This window comes from Methylobacterium sp. AC433 (assembly GCF_979253015.1).
The window spans coordinates 62555-80579 of sequence record NZ_CEEDBN010000008.1 but is presented as its reverse complement, the minus strand read 5'-3'; the positions used below and the strand labels follow the sequence as shown (position 1 = coordinate 80579).

Annotated in this window: 17 protein-coding genes; 12 read left to right on the top strand and 5 right to left on the bottom strand. The window is 69.4% G+C overall.

Features of this window, described 5'->3' with window-relative positions:
* Positions 1–12 precede the first annotated feature (12 nt).
* From AC0IWM_RS13505 to AC0IWM_RS13495, 3 genes are all read left to right on the top strand, one after another.
* Positions 13–768, top strand: coding sequence for a glucose 1-dehydrogenase (locus tag AC0IWM_RS13505; RefSeq protein ID WP_471755754.1), 756 nt, complete (start codon positions 13–15; stop codon positions 766–768).
* A gap of 79 nt (positions 769–847) precedes the next feature.
* A complete protein-coding gene (locus tag AC0IWM_RS13500) occupies positions 848–1768 on the top strand; it encodes a bestrophin family protein (RefSeq protein ID WP_471755752.1) in 921 nt (306 codons plus the stop codon).
* Between the two features lie 179 nt (positions 1769–1947).
* On the top strand, positions 1948–2298 hold the full coding sequence (locus AC0IWM_RS13495) for a GNAT family N-acetyltransferase (RefSeq protein WP_471755750.1): 351 nt from the start codon (positions 1948–1950) through the stop codon (positions 2296–2298).
* Between the two features lie 330 nt (positions 2299–2628).
* Here the strand turns inward: AC0IWM_RS13495 and AC0IWM_RS13490 are convergent, their stop codons facing one another.
* On the bottom strand, positions 2629–3741 hold the full coding sequence (locus tag AC0IWM_RS13490; protein ID WP_471755748.1) for a type II asparaginase: 1113 nt from the start codon (positions 3739–3741) through the stop codon (positions 2629–2631).
* 366 nt (positions 3742–4107) lie between these two features.
* Between AC0IWM_RS13490 and AC0IWM_RS13485 the strand changes: the two genes are divergently transcribed.
* The 3 genes from AC0IWM_RS13485 (at position 4108) to AC0IWM_RS13475 (ending at position 8043) form a co-directional block, all read left to right on the top strand.
* The gene (locus AC0IWM_RS13485) at positions 4108–5040 is read left to right on the top strand and encodes a LysR family transcriptional regulator (protein ID WP_471755746.1); all 933 of its coding nucleotides are present in this window, start codon (positions 4108–4110) and stop codon (positions 5038–5040) included.
* A 190-nt stretch (positions 5041–5230) separates the two neighbouring features.
* Positions 5231–5533 carry a hypothetical protein gene (locus AC0IWM_RS13480; RefSeq protein WP_056476849.1) on the top strand — a complete coding sequence of 101 codons (303 nt, stop codon included), beginning with the start codon at positions 5231–5233 and terminating at the stop codon, positions 5531–5533.
* Positions 5534–5961: 428 nt separating this feature from the next.
* The gene (locus AC0IWM_RS13475) at positions 5962–8043 is read left to right on the top strand and encodes a TonB-dependent siderophore receptor (protein WP_471755744.1); all 2082 of its coding nucleotides are present in this window, start codon (positions 5962–5964) and stop codon (positions 8041–8043) included.
* Between the two features lie 42 nt (positions 8044–8085).
* On the opposite strand, the gene panB is transcribed toward AC0IWM_RS13475, so the two are convergent.
* From panB to AC0IWM_RS13455, 4 genes are all read right to left on the bottom strand, one after another.
* Complete coding sequence (gene panB, locus AC0IWM_RS13470; RefSeq protein ID WP_471755742.1) at positions 8086–8910, bottom strand: 3-methyl-2-oxobutanoate hydroxymethyltransferase; 825 nt, start codon at positions 8908–8910, stop codon at positions 8086–8088.
* 462 nt (positions 8911–9372) lie between these two features.
* Positions 9373–9963 carry a rhodanese-like domain-containing protein gene (locus AC0IWM_RS13465; RefSeq protein ID WP_471755740.1) on the bottom strand — a complete coding sequence of 197 codons (591 nt, stop codon included), beginning with the start codon at positions 9961–9963 and terminating at the stop codon, positions 9373–9375.
* Positions 9964–9976: 13 nt separating this feature from the next.
* A complete protein-coding gene (locus tag AC0IWM_RS13460; protein ID WP_471755738.1) occupies positions 9977–10828 on the bottom strand; it encodes a quinoprotein dehydrogenase-associated SoxYZ-like carrier in 852 nt (283 codons plus the stop codon).
* Between the two features lie 84 nt (positions 10829–10912).
* Entirely contained in the window at positions 10913–11881 is a 969-nt protein-coding gene (locus tag AC0IWM_RS13455) for a quinoprotein relay system zinc metallohydrolase 2 (RefSeq protein WP_471755736.1), read from the bottom strand.
* Positions 11882–12048: 167 nt separating this feature from the next.
* Between AC0IWM_RS13455 and AC0IWM_RS13450 the strand changes: the two genes are divergently transcribed.
* The 6 genes from AC0IWM_RS13450 (at position 12049) to murC (ending at position 17974) form a co-directional block, all read left to right on the top strand.
* The gene (locus AC0IWM_RS13450; RefSeq protein WP_471755734.1) at positions 12049–12645 is read left to right on the top strand and encodes a TetR/AcrR family transcriptional regulator; all 597 of its coding nucleotides are present in this window, start codon (positions 12049–12051) and stop codon (positions 12643–12645) included.
* 43 nt (positions 12646–12688) lie between these two features.
* Entirely contained in the window at positions 12689–13672 is a 984-nt protein-coding gene (locus AC0IWM_RS13445; RefSeq protein ID WP_471755732.1) for a CobW family GTP-binding protein, read from the top strand.
* A 123-nt stretch (positions 13673–13795) separates the two neighbouring features.
* Positions 13796–14038, top strand: a complete 243-nt coding sequence (locus tag AC0IWM_RS13440) for a hypothetical protein (RefSeq protein ID WP_471755730.1) — start codon at positions 13796–13798, stop codon at positions 14036–14038.
* Between the two features lie 176 nt (positions 14039–14214).
* Positions 14215–15381 (top strand): FtsW/RodA/SpoVE family cell cycle protein, encoded by a 1167-nt coding sequence (locus tag AC0IWM_RS13435; RefSeq protein WP_056476877.1) that lies wholly within the window; start codon positions 14215–14217, stop codon positions 15379–15381.
* Positions 15378–16487 (top strand): undecaprenyldiphospho-muramoylpentapeptide beta-N-acetylglucosaminyltransferase, encoded by a 1110-nt coding sequence (gene murG, locus AC0IWM_RS13430; RefSeq protein ID WP_471755728.1) that lies wholly within the window; start codon positions 15378–15380, stop codon positions 16485–16487. Before AC0IWM_RS13435 ends, murG begins: the two co-directional genes overlap by 4 nt.
* Positions 16488–16558: 71 nt before the next feature.
* On the top strand, positions 16559–17974 hold the full coding sequence (murC, locus tag AC0IWM_RS13425; protein WP_471755726.1) for a UDP-N-acetylmuramate--L-alanine ligase: 1416 nt from the start codon (positions 16559–16561) through the stop codon (positions 17972–17974).
* The last annotated feature ends 51 nt before the right edge of the window (positions 17975–18025 follow it).

Below are 18025 nucleotides of genomic sequence, written 5' to 3'. Positions count from 1 at the left end.
TGAGGTCCTGCCATGTCCCGTCCCGATCGATTCACCGGCCGAGTCGCGTTCGTCACCGGAGCCGCCAGCGGCATAGGACGCGCCACCGCGGTCGCCTTCGCCCGGGAGGGGGCCCGGGTCGCCATCCTCGACCGGACCGAGGCCGCGCTGCGGCAGACCGCGGATGCGATTCGGGAGGCCGGCGGCGAGGGACTGGTCCTCGCCTGCGACATCGCCCGGCCGGAGGAGGTGGAGGCGGCGGTCGCCGAGACGGTCGCGACCTTCGGCCGGCTCGACATCGCCTTCAACAACGCTGGCGTGGAGAACATCGCGGCGCCAGTGGCGGACATCGCCCTCGACGAGTGGGACCGCGTCCTCGACATCAACCTGCGCGGCACCTTCGTCTGCATGAAGCACGAGATCGCGCAGATGCTGCGCCAGGGCGGCGGCGTGATCGTCAACACCGCGTCGGGCGCCGGCATCCGGGGCGTCGCGGGGGGCGCCAGCTACGCCGCCTCGAAACACGCCGTCATCGGCCTCACGAAGTCGGCCGCGCTCGACTATGCCACCGCGAACATCCGGGTGAACGCGGTCCTGCCGGGCAACATCGCGACCCCGATGATGGACCGCTTCACCGGGGGCGACATCCAGAAGGCGATCGATCTGGAGCCGGTCGGCCGCCTGGGCCGGCCCGAGGAGATCGCGGAGGCGGTCCTGTGGATGAGCGCCGACCTCGGTGCGTTCGTCACCGGCGCCGCGATCTCGGTCGACGGTGGCTGGTCGCTCTGATCGTCACGTCTGCGGCTCGGGTCGCCGCGCCCAGGAGGCCCCGGTTGCGGGACGCGCCGCGGCCTGAGAAGACGGTGGGATGATCGTCCGTTCGCGCCCGAGCCTCCTCGATATCCTGTTCACCCTGCGCGGCTCGATCTTGCCGCAGGTCGCCCTCAAGGTCGTGGGCATCACCCTGGTGGCCGCGGTCGTGGTGGCGGCGGAGCGACGCTGGCCCGAGGCGTTTCCGGTCACCGCCGGCGTCGGGCCCTTCACCCTTATCGGGATCGCCCTGTCGATCTTCCTGAGCTTCCGCAACAGTGCCTGCTACGACCGCTGGTGGGAGGGCCGCCGCGCCTGGGGCAGCCTCGTGGTCGAGGCGCGGGGGCTCGCCCGGCTCGTGGCCGCCCTCCTGCCGGGCGAAGCCGCCGAACCCCTGCGCGGGCGCAGCCTGCGGCGCCTCTCGGCCTTCGCCCACGCCTTGCATGCGCAGCTTCGCGGCGGCGATCCTCGCGCGGCGGCCGCGCCCTGGCTTCCGGAGGCGGAGGTCGCGCTGCTGGCCCGGCATCCGAGTGCGGCGGATGCGGTGCTGGCCGGGCTCACCGCCGATCTCGCCACGGCCTATCGCCAGGGCATTCTCACCGACGTGCTGTTGGCCGCCCTGGAGCACAAGATCGCCGCCCTGGCGCAGGTCCAGGTGGTGTGCGAGCGCATCCAGAACACGCCGCTGCCCTTCGCCTACACCCTGCTCCTCTACCGGACGGCCTGGGTCTACTGCCTGCTGCTGCCCTTCGGCCTCGCCGCCTCCCTCGGCTGGGCGACGCCGGTGGCGACGGCCCTCGTCGCCTACACCTTCTTCGGCCTCGATGCCCTGGGCGACGAGCTGGAGGAGCCCTTCGGCCTCGCGCCGAACGACCTGCCCCTCGACGCCCTGCTGCGCACCATCGACGGCATCGTCCTCGACGCCCTGGGCGAGACCGCGCCGCCGCCCCTGGAGCCGGAACGCTATCTGCTGACGTGAGGGCGGGGGGCGTTCGTCAGACGTTGCCGGCCGGGCTGTTCTGCCGACGTCCGGCCTGGGCGGATCTATAGCATTCCGCTTCTGGGCGAGAGGAGGGAGCAGCCGATGGCGTATCGCTTCCCCTCACGACCAGAAGCGTGCCTCGCTTGATCACACCGCGGTCTCAAGAAGGCTTGGACATGGTCAAAATCACTTACCAAGCAGCGGAAAAAGTGGATGCTGCAGCCATCGCGACGGTCCACCTTGCGAGCTGGCGGGACGCCTACCGCTCCATTCTGGACCCGACGTTCCTCGCTGGTCCCATCGAAGAGGATCGCCATGCTCTCTGGTCTGAGAGGCTGAGCAATCCACCGCCCAACCTGCTGGTCGAGATCGCCCGAGGATCGAATCGGCGGTTGGTCGGATTCATCGCGGCCTGCCGCGACTTCGATGTGCGTTGGGGTAGTTTGGTCGACAATCTCCATGTCTTGCCAGAACTGCGCAGCCGGAAGATCGGCGAACATCTGCTTCGCTCAACAGCACGCCAGTAGGTCACGCAGGGCTCATGCAGCGGCCTGCATCTCTGGGTTTTCGAGGAAAACCACAACGGCCTACGGTTTTATCAAAGGCTCGGCGGGCGTGTCGTGGAGCGCGACACATCACGCATCCCTGCCGCGAGCGGAAAGCCGATCCTGCGGATCTCCTGGCCTTCCCTCGCGACACTCATTTGACGGTGACGAAGGGTCGGCTTCGATCCTGGGTCGATTTCGCGCGGCGGCAACGACATGTCCGCTTTCCGGCGACGCCGGCAGGCTCGTGCACGACACGGTCGGGATCGACAGCGGACACCCTGCAAAGCATCCGCCATCGACCCAGGCGGCTCAATACTCCCAGAAGATCCGCTGCAGCTCCTTGGTATCCTGCGTCTTCGTGAGCGCCACGGCGGCAAGGATCTTGGCCTTCTGCGGGTTGAGGTCGTGGGCGACCACCCAGTCGTACTTGTCGTCCGGCTGCTCGGCGTTGCGCAGCACGAAGCCGTCGCCGACGCGGGAGGAGCGGATGATCTGCACGCCCTTGGACCGGATGTCCTTCAGGGTGTCGACGAGGTAGCCCGCCACCGAGCCGTTGCCGGTGCCCGCATGGATGATCGCCTTGGCGCCCTCCGCAACGGCGGTGGTGTAGGGCTCCGGGTGCATGTTGCCGGAGCCGTACACGATGGCGACCTCCGGCAGGCTGTCGATGTCGTCGATGTTGAACTCGGAGTTGGTACCGTGGCGCTTCACCGGCGCGCGGAACCAGTAGGTCTTGCCCTCCACCACCATGCCGAGCGGCCCCCACTGGCTGAAGAACGCCGACGGCTTGATGTTGACGCGCTTGGTGGTGTCGCGCCCGGCCTGGATCTCGTCGTTCATGGTCAGGAGCACGCCCTTGGCGCGGGCGTCCTTGGCGCCCGCCACGGTGACGGCGTCGAGGAGGTTGAGGGCGCCGTCCGCCGAGATCGCGGTGGAGGGCCGCATCGAGGCCACCATCACGATGGGCTTGTCGGTCCGCACCACGAGGTCGAGGAAGTAGGCGGTCTCCTCCACCGTGTCGGTGCCATGGGTGATGACGACGCCGTCGACGTCGTCGCGCTTGACCAGGGCGGAGACCTTCTTGGCGAGCTCGATGAGCTGCGCGTTGGTGAAGCTCTCGGAGGCGATCTGGAAGGCCTGCTCGCCGCGCACGTCCGCGACCTGCGCGATGGCCGGCACGGCGGCGATGAGCTTGTCCACCGGCACCTTGGCGGCCTGATAGGTGGCGCTGTTGGCCGCGTCCGCACCGGCTCCCGCGATGGTGCCGCCGGTGGCCACGATGACCACGCGGGGCTTGGCCGAGGCGGCGGGGGCCGTGGCCGTCTCGCCGGGCTTGGCCGGAATCGGGCCCTCCAGCGCGCGCGCGGGAAGAACGGTTCCGGCCATCAGGGCCATCAGGACGATCGGCAGAGTGCGGCGCATGGGGAATCTCGGGTCGTTTCGGGACCGGCATTGTGGCCCGGCCCGGCGATCAGGCACAGCCGAAAATCACGTCCGCCCCCGCTCAATGGCGAGGCAGGCGGGCGCGAGGCGCGACGTTCCTCCCGCTGGTGCGGAGGAGCCGGAGGTGGGGGTGGCCGGGTGATCCTCGGACGACCGAGGCTGGCGGAACCACGCCCACGCCGCGGCTCTTCCCGCGACGGGAGAGGGGCATGATGTGCTCGCCGCGACGGGACGCCGTTGCCTCCAGGGTGTCCTTGCTTCCGGGATACCCTTGCCTCCGGTTTCCCTTGCCTCCGCGGCGCCGATGCTGCGCAGTGCGCCCGGATCAAACACAGCGCAGCGATCATGACCATCGATCACATCGATCTGTCCCGGGTCGACCTCAACCTGCTCGTCGCCCTCGACGCCCTGTTGGCGGAGCGCAGCGTCACCCGGGCCGCCGCCCGCATCGGCATCGGGCAATCGGCGATGAGCAGCAGCCTCGCGCGCCTGCGCACCCTGTTCGCCGACGAACTCCTGACGCGCGCGCCAGAGGGCATGCGTCCGACCCCGCGGGCGCTGGCCCTCGCCGAGCCGGTGCGGACCCTGCTGCGGCAGGTCCAGGCGCTGGTGCGCCGTGACGACGCCTTCGATCCCCGCACGGTGACCCGCACCTTCACCATCGGCCTGCCCGACAGCGCCGAGGTGCTGATCGGCCCGCGCCTCCTCGCCCACCTGCGCAACGAAGCGCCCGGCATCAGCCTGCTCCTGCGCTCCATCGACCGCATCCGCATCCTGCAGGAACTCGACGCCGACCGGGTCGACCTCGGCATCGGGTTCTTCTCGGACGGGCAGACCCACCACAAGCAGCGCCTGCTCTATCGCGACAGCTACCTCTGCATGTTCAACGCCGACCTGGTCGGCCTGGCGCCGCCGATCTCGCTGGACGATTATCTGCGCTTCCCCCACGTGCTCACCAGCCTCAAGGAGACCGCCCACGGCGTGGTCGACGATGCCCTGGCGCGGCTCGGACGTCGGCGCGTCCTGGCGGTGACCACGCCGCGCTTCCTCGCGGTGCCGTTCCTGGTGCGCAGTGCCCCCGTGCTGACCACGATGCATTCCCGGCTCGCCACCTTCTTCGCCGGGGCCCTCGGCCTCACCGTGAGCCCGGCCCCGGTGGAACTGGAGGACGTCGCGATCTCGATGCTGTGGCACGCCTCCTACGACGACGACCCGGCCCATCGCTGGCTGCGCCGCACGCTCCGCGCCCTGGTGGAGGAACCGACCGGGACGATCTGACGGCCGGGCGCCGGGATGCAGCCACGGAAGCGGCACAATCCTGCGCGATCCCCGGGGCGTGTGAGGATTCGCACGGACGCGATTCGTCGGATGGCGCGGTTCGTTACCGTTCATCAACCGTTCGGTGATTCCCTCCCAACGTGACGCTTCTGAATTGACACAGGCTCTTCGGGATCAAAGGAACGGAGCTATGAAGAACTCGCTGGTCGCGGCCCTCGTGGCCACCACGGTCGCCGTCGCGGCGATCCCGAGCGCCCAGGCGCGCGATGGCATCAGCCCTGGCGGCGCGGCCGCTCTCGGCGTGCTCGGCGGTCTCGCCGTCGGCGGCGCCATCGCCTCGTCCCAGAACGATGGCGGCTACTACCCCGGCCGTCCGGTCTACCGGGCTCCCCGCCCGGTCTATGTCGAGGAAGAGGTGTGCCACATGGAGCGCCGCGGCTACGTCGATGCCTACGGCTACGAGCACGTCCGCCGCGTCCGCGTCTGCGAATAGGCCGCGCCTCCCGACGCGACGACCGCGCCGTTCCGGCACGGTCGGCACCCCTGAATGAACGACGGCCCCGCCATCCCGGCGGGGCCGTCGTCGTTTCGGAGGGGCCGTCCGAGGAAGCTCGCACCGGGCACGCGACGGAGCATGTAATTGTATTAGTTCTAAAATGTTGCGTCATAAGCACGTTGTAAAAGAGATGGGTTTTGCACGGTAAGTCGCTCGTTGACGGGCTAAACTTTTTGTTTCACCTGACAAAAATACATTTGGCCATAGGTTGAAACGTGCCTCCCTCGTCCGTGCTTTCCTGCGTACAACCGTCGATTAGGCCGTTCAGCTTGCGAGCGACGCTGTTCTGCTCGGTGGCTGCTCTCGCCATCGGCGCAGTTTCTTCGGCGGCGGCGCAGCAATCCAGCCCGCCGAGTGCGTCGAGCGTGACCCTGGATACCCTGGAGGTGGTCGGCGACCGCCGGGGCGGCACCGCGATCGGCGCGGCCGAGGACCCGCGCGGACCCGTCGCCGGCTACGTCGCGACCCGCTCCGTCTCCAGCACCAAGACCGACACCGCGATCATCCGGACGCCGCAGGCGATCTCGGTGGTGGGGCGCCAGCAGATCGACGACCAGAAGCCGGCCTCGCTCGCCGAGGCCACGCGCTACGCGCCGGGCGTGCGCGGCGAGACCTTCGGCGCCGACCCGCGCAACGACTGGTTCCTGATCCGCGGCTTCACCGCCCAGGAATCCGGGTACTTCCTCGACGGGCTGCAGCTGTTCACCTCCGCCTTCGCCACCTGGAAGCTCGAACCCTTCGGCCTGGAGCGGCTCGAGATCCTGCGCGGTCCGAATTCCGGCCTCTACGGCGGCGCCAGCCCCGGCGGCATCATCAACGCGGTGAGCAAGCGGCCGCCGATCGTGCCGATCCGCTACGTCGAGACCGGGGTCGACAATTACGGCAATGCCTATGCGGGCTTCGACATCGGCGGACCGGTGGATGCGCCGGGCACCGAGGGCAAGCTGTTCTATCGGCTCGTCGGCCTCGGTCGGGCGGGCGGCACGCAGGTGGACTACGTCAACAACGACCGCTTCTTCTTCGCGCCCTCGATCACCTGGAAGCCCGACGCCGACACCTCGCTCACCGTCCTCGCCCAGGTGCAGCGCGACCGCGCCGGCACGCAAAACTTCCTGCCCTACGAGGGCACGGTGACACCGGCCCCCTTCGGCTTCATCAAGACGAGCCGCTTCACCGGCGACCCGGCGACCGACCGCCTGACGCGCGCCCAGGATTTCGTGGGCTACGAGTTCGAGCACCGCTTCGACAACGACATCAAGTTCCGGCAGAACGCCCGCCACGGCACCGTCACCGTCAATCTCTTCAACCGGTACGGCGGCGGCTACGCCACGACACCGGCCGCGGGCGACCTCAGCCGGTTCGACTTCTTCACCCGCGGTGCTGCGGTGCAGAGCGACATCGACAACCAGCTGGTCATCCCGTTCCGCACGGGAGATTTCGGCCACACCGTGCTCGCCGGCTTCGAGTATCGCCGCTACCAGATCGACGACTACCAGGCTTTCGGCTTCGGTCCGTCGCTGAACCTGATCCGGCCGATCTACCCCAACACTCCTCTCAACCTGGGCGCGCCCTACCAGAATGCGCTGATCACCCAGAACCAGTTCGCAGCCTATCTGCAGGACGAGATCACCTTCGGAAACTTCTCCCTGGTGCTCAGTGGGCGGCATGATTGGGTCGCGACCGACAACGTCGACCGCCTCGGCGTCAACAATGCCACTCGCGACACCAGCGCGTTCAGCGGTCGCGTCGCCCTGATCTACAATGACGAGTCCGGGCTCGCTCCCTATGTCTCCTACGCGCAGGGCTTCAACCCGACCGTCGGCCTCAACGGCGTGACTGGTCAGCTCCTGCTGCCCGAGCGGAGCGAGCAGACCGAGGTCGGCCTGAAGTACAAGCCCCCGGGCTTCGACGGCTACTTCGCCGCCGCCCTGTTCGACCTGACCCGTTCGAACGTCGTGACCACCAATCCGCTCAACATCCAGCAGGTGGTGCAGACCGGCGCAGTGAACTCGCGCGGCGCCGAGATCGAGATGGTGGCCAACCTCGCCCCCGGCCTGCGGGCCATCGCCTCGTATACCGCCTACGACCTCTCGGTGACCCGCGACCTGAACACCGCCCTGATCGGCACGACGCCGACCAACACCCCGGAGCAGTACGGCTCGCTGTTCGTGGACTACACGTTCCAGAACGGCTTCCTGCGGGGCTTCGGTTTCGGCGGCGGCGTGCGCGGCGTCGGGCGCTCCTTCGCCGATCAGGCCAATCAGTTCCGGGTGCCGGGCTACGTCGTCGGCGACCTCGTCGCCCACTACGACTGGGAAGGCTGGCGCTTCGCCCTCAACGTCGCGAACGTCTCGGACGAACGCATCGTCAACAGCTGCAGCACCGTCACGGCCTGCTACTACGGTGAGCGCCGCCGGGTGCTCGGCAGCATCGGCTACCGCTGGTAGCGTGAGACCGGCCCCCCGCGGGATCAGCCCGCGGGGCTCGGCTCAGAGCGGCTGGTACGTGTGCTCTTCGGCCGGGAAGGCCCCCGAGCGGACCTCCTCGGCATAATCCTTCACCGCGGCCTCGATCTGGCCGCGCAGGGTGCCGAAGCGCTTCACGAATTTCGGCACGCGGTCGCTCAGGCCCAGCATGTCCTCGAGAACGAGGATCTGGCCGTCGCAGGCCATCGTGGCGCCGATGCCGATGGTGGGCGTGGTGATGTCGGGGGAGGTGGCGATGGCCCGGGCCACCGGCTCGACGATGCCCTCCATCACGATGGCGAACGCGCCGGCGTCGTTGATGGCGCGGGCATCGGCCATCAGGCGGCGCTCGCCGTCGGCCTCGCGGCCCTGCACCTTGAAGCCCCCCATGGTGTTCACCGACTGGGGGGTCAGGCCGATATGGCCCATCACCGGCACGCCGCGCTCGACCAAGAAGGCCACGGTCTCGGCGAAGCGCGCGCCGCCCTCCATCTTGATCGCCCCGGCCCCCGTCTCCTTGAGCACGCGGGCGGCATTGAGGAAGGCCTGCTGCGGGCTCGCCTCGTAGGAGCCGAACGGCATGTCCACCACGACGAGGGCGCGCGCGGTGCCCCGGATCACCGCCTGGGCCTGGACGATCATCATCTCCAGGGTGACGGGCAGGGTCGATTCCATGCCGTGCATCAGCATGCCGAGGGAATCGCCCACGAGGATGAAGTCGCAGTAGGGGTCGAGGATGCCGGCGGTGTGGGCGTGGTAGGCGGTCAGCGCGATGATCTTGCGCCCCTCGGCCTTGCGCTTGGCCAGGTCGATCGCGCGGATGCGGCGGGACTGAACGGCTTGCGACATCGGACTCCACCCGGCTGGTGGGACCGCCGGAACGCGGCGGACCGTCTGCTGGTGGCGTCTCTATACACGGCCTCGCACAGGAGCGCGCGCGCCGAAAGTGACGGTCCCACGGCATTGTCGCCGGACCTCGCGCCGCAACGTCTCGATCGGTTCAGTGGTATACCAGATAACGTCCAGCCGAGCGCAGCAAAGTTCGGCAAAGGACGCCGCGCCGCAAGTCTTGCCCGGGGGCCTCGATAACAGCGATGGCGTCGCTGCTCCGTGCTCTCTCCGGGCGTTTCCTCCCTAGACTTTCGGGCGCCTATGGGTGCCTTTATTCCGCCACAACAGGACCGCTGTCAACTGCGGTCGTGCCAGCATTCCTCCAGAAGCGTGCCGATAATTTAAGCGTGGCCGCGTAGGTCGGAAACATCGTGCCGCATCAAGGGGTTCGCTCCTGCCCGTATCGGTTCGGCATCCATCTCAGCGTTGCGCTCCGGCCCCGGTGCCCGCGCTCCAGGCGGCGTCCTCGGGGATCACCGTGGTGGGGTGGCGCTCCTGCCAGCCCTCGATGCCCTCGGGGAACCAGTGCACGCGGGCATAGCCCTGGAGCACCAGCCGCTTGGCCGCGTTCCAGCTGCCCCAGCACTCGGGATGGCAGAAGGCCACGACGGCCCGGCCCTTGTCGCCCCCGGTCAGCTCCGCGACGCGCTTGAGGAACAGGGCCTCGCGGGCGGGGTCGAGCGGCGCGGCGCCGGCATTGGCCATCCAGACCGCGCCGGGCACCGATCTGTGGGCCGGCAGCCAGGGCCGGTCGTCGGGAAACCCCGCCGGGCGCCGGTCGGCCAGCGAGACGTCCAGAAGCACCGGCCTGTCGCGGGCGATGAGGGCGTCGAGCGCGTCGATGTCGATGACGCTCGCGCCGGCCAGGGTCGCGGGGGTGTAGCCCCGCTGCGGCCCGGTCCAGATACCGTCCGGCTCCGGCACGTTGACGGGGGAATCCGCCGGGCTCGCTGCCGCCAGGAGGAGCAGGGCGGTCGCGGCGACCGCGATCCTGAGGAGCCGGTGCCTCATCGCCCCGACCCGTTCAGTTCGTGGCACTCGGCGCGGTGAAGCTGTGCTCCCAGCGGCCGTTCTGGTTGTCGGTGGCCACCACCCTGATCGGGCCCTGGCCCTCCGGCTGCAGGCCGAAATTGATCACCGGGTTCGAGGCGATCGAGATGTCGCCGTCGAGGGTCAGCACGGCCTGGTCCCCGCGGGTGATCGCGACCTTGTTGATGTAGCGGGCCGGGGTGTAGTCGCGGGTGATCTGGTTCATCTGCATGCCGCTGAAGTTCGGATGGCGGATCATCAGGGTCGCCTCCACCGGGCGCCCGGGCTGGGCCTCCGCGAATTTCAGCTTCATGTCGCCCATGCCCTTCATCGCCTCCTCGTCGCTCATGCCCATTGGGGCCGAGCAGCCGCCGGAGGCCTTCACGAACTTCGTCGTCTCGAAGAGCTGTCCGTCCTTGGTCTCCACCACCGCGTGGATGTTGGTGTAGTTGTTCACCCGCACCCGCAGCTTGATCTCGCCCGCATCCGCCCCCGGGCCGAAGGCGATGTGGGCGGCATAGGGCGAGGGGTTGTCGTCGATGACGAGGTGGACACCGGCGATCCAGTCCTTCTCCGGCATCGTCAGGGTGATCGGCACCAGGGCCGCATCCATCGCCCGCACCGGGGCGTCGACCTTCACGAGACTGTCGGTCGGCGCGATCTGGCGATCCCCGAAGATCGACTTCTGGATCTCCTTCCAGCGCGCGAGGCGCTCGGCTTCGTCGTCGCTCGCACCGGCGGCGTGGACCGCGCTCGGCCGCAGCGCGGTGCCGGCGCTGGCCAGGGGCAGGGCGAGGGTCAGCGCCGCGAGGACGGAGTGGACGAGGACGGGGTTGGCTGGGCGCATCACGGCGTTTCTCCCGGTGAACGATCGGTGTCGAATCTTTGCATCATCATGTGGCGTGGGCGATGCCGGGCTCAAGTTGCCGGCTCACTCCCATTCCAGTTCCTTGAAGGCCTGGGTGACGTTGCGGCCGTGATAGGTGTCGAAGAGGACCCACTTGTCGCGCTCGGCCCGGCCGACGGTCTGGACCGCCTTCTCGATCGGAACGTCCGCCGCGATGGCCTTGCGGGTCTCGTCGCGCAGGGTCGTGAGATAGCGGGTGAGGTCGTCCAGGGCGGGCGCGACATCGACCAGCCTCGGCCCGTGGCCCGGGACCGCCTTGGTCGCCCCCATCGCGCGCAGGCGATCCACCTCCCTGAGCCAGCCCACGAGGCTGCCGTCGAGGGAGGGGATGCGGGTCACGAACAGGAGGTCGGCGGGAAACAGGATGCCGCTGGCCGAGTCGCGCATGGAGAGGTCGCAGCTCGTATGCGCGGCCCCGTGGGCGGTGAAGCGCAGGACGCGCCCGCCGAGGTCGGCCTCGGCGCCATCCGCCACTTCCAGGGTGGGATAGACCACGCTGCCGGCCCGGTCGGCGCCCAGAATCTCGGCGAGACGGCCACGATAATAGTCGCCGCGCGCGTCGAGGGCGGCGCGCAGGGCGTGGTGCCCAACATAGACCGGCTTGTCCTCGGTGAAGGCCGCCGCCCCGAAGCAATGGTCCGGGTGGACGTGGGTCAGAACCACGTGGCTGATCGGCTTATCGGTGCGCTTCCGAATCTCCGAGCGCAGCCAGGCCCCGTCGGCGAGGCTGCCGCCCGATTCGGTGACGAGCACGGACCGCTCGCCGACGATGAAGCCGATATTGGCGATGGCGTCGTCGTTCTCCGGGGTCGCCTCGGCGTCGGGGCCCCGCCGGATGAAGATGCCGGCGCCGACCTCCTGCAGGTCGAAGCCCTCGGCCGAGCGCCCCAGGGTCGGCAGGCAGCACAGGCACAGCCCGCCGAACAGGGCGCCGCGCCGCGTGGCGCTCCCGCGTGACGTGCTCCAGTGCGATCCGCCGGCGTCAGCCCGCATGGTCGTCCTCCGTTTTCTTGTTCTACCAAGTAGTAGGTAGATTTTTGTCCCCGTCAACGGCATAAGCCGGGATGCCGTCCCCCGGGCGATCACGGACTCGCGCGCGGACACGCTCGCGCGCGGACACGGTTGAACCGAAGCGGTCGGACGACGGAGATGACGGGACGATGAGGGACACCCGCGCCGTGCTGCTGCTGCAGGCCGAGACCCTGGTGCGCCGCCGGGGTTATGCCGGCTTCAGCTACGCGGACCTCGCCGAGACGGTCGGGATCCGCAAGGCGAGCATCCACCACCACTTTCCCACCAAATCCGACCTCGCCCTCGCCCTCGTGGCGGCCTACGACGCCCGCTACGACGCGGCGCTGACCGAGATCCGCGCCGGCGAGCCGGACGCGATCGGGCGGATCGCCGCCTACGGCGCGCTCTATCTCGGCGGGGTCGAGGCGGGCCTGGGCTGCCTCTGCGCCGCCCTGGCCATCGAGGGTGACGCCCTGCCGGATTCGCTCCGCTCCGACATCGCCCGCTTCTTCGAGAAGCACATCCGATGGCTCGAGGGCGTGCTCGCCGAAGGCGTCGCCGCAGGGTGCGTGCGCGCCTCGGCCGAGCCCGCAGCCACGGCCCGCATGGTGATCGCCGCCCTCGAAGGGGCCCTCCTCATGGAGCGCCTGCTGGCGGGGCCGGCGGGTTTTCGCGGCACGCTCACGGCGCTCTGCGACGGGCTGCGGCCCACCGGGGTTTCATCCCGCGGGGCTGATACAATATAACAGGCTGCAGCGACGCCTCCCGCGCCACCGACGAAGAGCCTCCATGTCCGATAGCCCGAACACCGCCTCCTCGAAGATCCCCGTCACGGTGCTGACCGGCTACCTGGGCGCCGGTAAGACGACGCTCCTGAACCGCATCCTCACCGAGAACCACGGCAAGCGGTACGCGGTGATCGTCAACGAGTTCGGCGAGATCGGCATCGACAACGACCTCATCATCGGCGCCGACGAGGAGGTGTTCGAGATGAACAACGGCTGCGTCTGCTGCACCGTGCGCGGCGACCTGATCCGCATCATGGACGGCCTGGTGAAGCGGCGCGGCAAGTTCGACGCGATCATCGTCGAGACCACGGGCCTCGCCGATCCCGCCCCCGTCGCCCAGACCTTCTTCATCGACGAGGATGTGGGCGCGGCCGCCCGCCTCGACGCGGTGGTGACGGTGGCCGACGCCAAGTGGCTCTCGGACCGCCTCAAGGATGCGCCGGAGGCCAAGAACCAGATCGCCTTCGCGGACGTGATCCTGCTCAATAAATCCGACCTCGTGGAGGAGGCCGACCTCGCCCGGGTCGAGGGCCAGATCCGCGCGATCAACCCCTACGCCAAGGTCCATCGCACCGAGCGCTGCGCCGTGCCCCTCGAGGCGGTGCTGGAGCGCAACGCCTTCGACCTCGGCCGCATCCTCGACATCGAGCCCGACTTCCTCGAGGAGGGCCATCACCATCACCACGACGACGACATGCAGTCGGTCTCGGCTAGCATCGACGGGCCGGTGGACCCGGAGAAGTTCATGCCCTGGATCTCGACCCTGACCCAGGTCCAGGGCCCCGACATCCTGCGCTGCAAGGGCATCGTCGCCTTCCCGAACGAGCCGCAGCGCTTCGTCTTCCAGGGCGTGCACCAGATCCTCGATGGCGACCTCCAGGGACCCTGGAAGGACGACGAGCCCCGCGTCTCGCGGGTGGTCTTCATCGGCCGCAAGCTCGATCCGGCGGAGATCCGCGCCGGCTTCGAGGATTGCCGGGCCTGACCGGGGCAGGGCATCCGCGCCGGCGCTGAACCGATCGTGGAGCGGAGCATTGTCCGTGCGGCCGCCGCGCTCCCGCCGTGGGGCGCGGCGATGCCGGATCCGTCCCCCGATCGGAACCCCGCCATGACCTTGCGCCGAACCCGACTGCGTCTTGCCTGCCTGACCGGCATCCTCTGCGCCGCGCCCCTACTCCTCGCTTCGGGTGCGATGGCCGGACCGGCGCAGTCCTACCAATTCCAGCAGCGTGGCGCCGCCCGGGCCTGTCCGCCGCCGCTCAAGTTCGCGGCCGGCGCCTGCGTCCGGCAATGTCCTGCGGGCTACCGCGACACCGGCCGCACCTGCCGCTTCAAGTCCATGCGCCGCTAGGGCGGAGCGGGGCCGGACGTGCCGCCATCGGGCGCGCCCGCTCCCGGCCAAACGCCGTTCCCGCAACACTTGGTTTACCATTCCGGCAGAGGATCGTGTCCGTGCCGGCGTGACGCTGCCGGTCGCGTTCGGCTGCCCGGTCCGGGGGCCGCGAGGTCCCGGAGAGCGCTGATCCCATGATGTCCCGCGCCGAACGCACGCCCCTGACGGACTGGTGGTGGACCGTCGACCGCGGCCTGCTCGCCGGGCTGGGGGCGCTCATGGTGGCGGGCCTCGTCTTCCTCATGGGCGGCGGGCCGCCGGTGGCCGAGAAGATCGGCCTGCCGACCTTCCACTTCCTCAACCGGCAGGCCCTCTACCTCGCGCCCACGATCCTCATCATCGTCGGCGTGTCCTTCCTGTCCCTGCGCCACATCCGGCGCGTCGCGCTCTTCACTTGGATGATGGGCGTCGCGCTCTGCATCCTGGCGAGCAAGTTCGGGCCGGAGATCAAGGGCGCCCATCGCTGGATCCAGTTCGGCGCCATCGGCATCCAGCCCTCGGAATTCGTGAAGCCCGCCTTCGTGGTGGTGGCGGCCTGGGCCTTCTCGGAAGGCGCGCAGCGCCGCGACATGCCGGGCGGCCTGCTGGCGATCCTGCTCCTGCCGGTCACCATCGTGCCCCTCGTGCTGCAGCCCGATTTCGGCCAGACCATGCTCATCACCATCGTGTGGTGCGCGCTCTTCTTCGTGGCCGGCCTGCACTGGTTCTGGGTCGCGGGCCTCGGCGCCGGCGGCTTGATCGGCGTCGCCGCCGCCTACCGCTTCCTGCACCACGTCCGCGAGCGCATCGACCGCTTCCTGGACAGCGATTCCGGCGACAACTTCCAGGGCTACTGGGCGCGGCAATCCTTCAATTCCGGCGGCTGGTTCGGCACCGGCCCGGGGGAGGGCGTCGCCAAGCGCCACCTGCCCGACGCCCATACCGACTTCATCTTCTCGGTGACGGGCGAAGAGTTCGGCACCATCGTCTGCCTCGGGCTCGTGCTGCTGTTCGCCTACATCGTCATGCGCGGCCTCAAGCTGGCCCGACGCACCGACGACACGTTCTCGCGCCTGGCGATCACGGGCCTGACCACCCTGTTCGGCCTTCAGGCCTGCATCAACATGGCGGTGAACGTCCGGCTGATGCCCGCCAAGGGCATGACGCTGCCCTTCGTCTCCTACGGCGGCTCCTCGCTGATCTCGCTGGCGCTGGGCATGGGCTTCCTCGTGGCCTTGACCCGCAAGCGCCCCCGGACCACCACCCTGAGCCAGAAGCCGCCGGGCACCGCGCCGGCGACCATCGCCGGAGTGATGCGTTGACCGTTGCGACCGCCACGATCCTGCTCTGTGCCGGTGGCACGGGCGGGCACCTGTTTCCCGCCGAGAGCCTGGCGCACGCCCTGCGCGCCCGCGGCGTGCGGGTCGTGCTGGCCACCGATGCCCGGGTGGATTCCATCGCCGCCGGCTTCCCGGCCTCCGAGATCGTCACCATCGCGTCGGCGACGCCGTCCGGCCGTTCCCTGATCAAGCGCGGCACCGCCCTCCTCACCCTGGGGCGCGGCTTCGGCGTCGCCGCGCGGCAGATCAAGCGCATCAACCCCGCCGCCATCGTTGGCTTCGGCGGCTACCCCACCGTGCCGCCGATGCTGGCCGGGCAGATCCTGCGCGTGCCGACTGTCCTGCACGAGCAGAACGCCGTGATGGGGCGGGCCAACGCCTTCCTGGCCCGGGGCGCGCGGGCGATCGCCACCGGCTTCCGGGAGGTGCGCGGCGTGCCGGTCAAGGCCCTCGCGCCCCGGACCCACACCGGCAACCCCCTGCGCCCGGCGGTGCTCGAGGCCGCGAAGGTCGCCTACCCGGCGGCCGGGGCCGGCGATCCCCTGTACCTCCTCGTCTTCGGCGGCAGCCAGGGCGCCCGGGTGATGGGCGAGGTCGTGCCCACGGCCCTCGCCAACCTGCCCGCCGACCTGCGCGCCCGCCTCCGCCTGGTGCAGCAGGTGCGGGCCGAGGACCTGACGCAGGTCCAGAACCTCTATCTCGGCCTGGGGCTCGCCGGCTTCGAGGCCGCGCCCTTCTTCAAGGACCTCCCGGCCCGCATGGCGGCGGCCCACCTCGTCATCGGACGATCGGGCGCCTCGACGGTCTCGGAGCTCGCCGCCATCGGCCGGCCCGCCATCCTGGTGCCGCTGCCCGGTGCCCTCGACCAGGACCAGGCAGCCAACGCCGCGACGCTCGCCGCCATCGGCGCCGCCCAGGCGATCCCGCAATCCGCCTTCACCCCGGACCGCCTCACGGCGGAGCTCGTGGACCTCTTCACCAATCCCGAAAAATTGACCGCGGCGGCCTCAGCCGCCAAAAGCGCTGGAATTCACGACGCCGCCGAGCGGCTGGCCGACATCGTCATCGCGACGGCGGCGAACCCTTGAGCCCTTCCGCCCGGTAGATCCCGTCGGCGCCGATCCGTCCGCGTCCGACGCCCCTGAGACTGGTCCTTCCCATGAAGCTGCCCGACAAGCTCGGCCCCATCCACTTCATCGGCATCGGTGGCATCGGCATGTCCGGCATCGCCGAGGTGATGCACAACCTCGGCTATACCGTGCAGGGGTCGGACGCCAACGACAACGCCAATGTCCGGCGCCTGGCCGAGAAGGGCATGCGCACCTTCATCGGCCACGAGGCCGGCAACGTCGAGGAGGCCGCCCTCGTGGTGGTCTCCACCGCGATCCGGCGCGACAACCCGGAGCTGGTCGCCGCCCGCGAGCGCCGCCTGCCGGTGGTGCGCCGGGCCGAGATGCTGGCCGAGCTGATGCGCTTCAAGTCCTGCGTCGCCATCGCGGGCACGCACGGCAAGACCACGACGACCTCCCTCGTCGCCACCCTGCTCGATGCCGGCAACCTCGACCCCACCGTGATCAACGGCGGCATCATCAACGCCTACGGCACCAACGCCCGCATGGGCGAGGGCGAGTGGATGGTGGTGGAGGCCGACGAATCCGACGGCACCTTCCTCAAGCTGCCGGCGGACGTGGCGATCGTCACCAACATCGACCCCGAGCACCTCGACCATTTCGGCTCGTTCGACGCGGTCAAGGACGCCTTCCGGCGCTTCATCGACAACATCCCGTTCTACGGCTTCGCGGTGATGTGCATCGACCACCCGATCGTGCAGGATCTCGTCGGCCACATCGAGGACCGCCGCATCATCACCTACGGCGAGAACCCGCAGGCGGATGTCCGCCTCATCGACGTGGACCTGCGCGGCGGCCAGAGCCGCTTCCGCGTGATGATCCGCGATCGGCGCCCGGGCTTCCGCCTGGAGATGGAGGATCTCGTCCTGCCGATGCCGGGCAAGCACAACGCCCTGAACGCCACCGCGGCGCTGGCCGTCGCGCACGAGCTCGGCGTCGAGCCGGAGGCGATCCGCAAGGCGCTTGCGGGCTTCGGCGGCGTCAAGCGCCGCTTCACCAAGACGGGTGAGTGGAACGGCGCGCTGATCTTCGACGATTACGGACACCATCCGGTAGAGATCAAGGCGGTGCTGAAGGCCGCCCGCGCCTCCACCGAGAGCAACGTCATCGCCATCGTGCAGCCGCACCGCTACACGCGCCTCGCCTCGCTGTTCGACGATTTCTGTACCTGCTTCAACGATGCCGACACGGTCATCGTCGCCCCCGTCTACGCGGCGGGCGAAGCCCCGATCGAGGGCATGGACCGCGACGGCCTCGTTTCGGGCCTGAAGTCGCGCGGCCATCGCGACGCCATCGCGCTGCAGCGTTCCGAGGATCTGGCCGGCATCGTCGCCGGCCGCGCCAAGCCCGGCGACTACGTGGTCTGCCTCGGCGCCGGCAACATCACGCAATGGGCCTACGCCCTGCCGGGCGAACTCTCTGCCCTGGACGGCGTGAAGGCGTGAGCCGCCGGTTGCGCGCCGCTTCGACGACGCGCGCATCCGCCGGACCCCGTG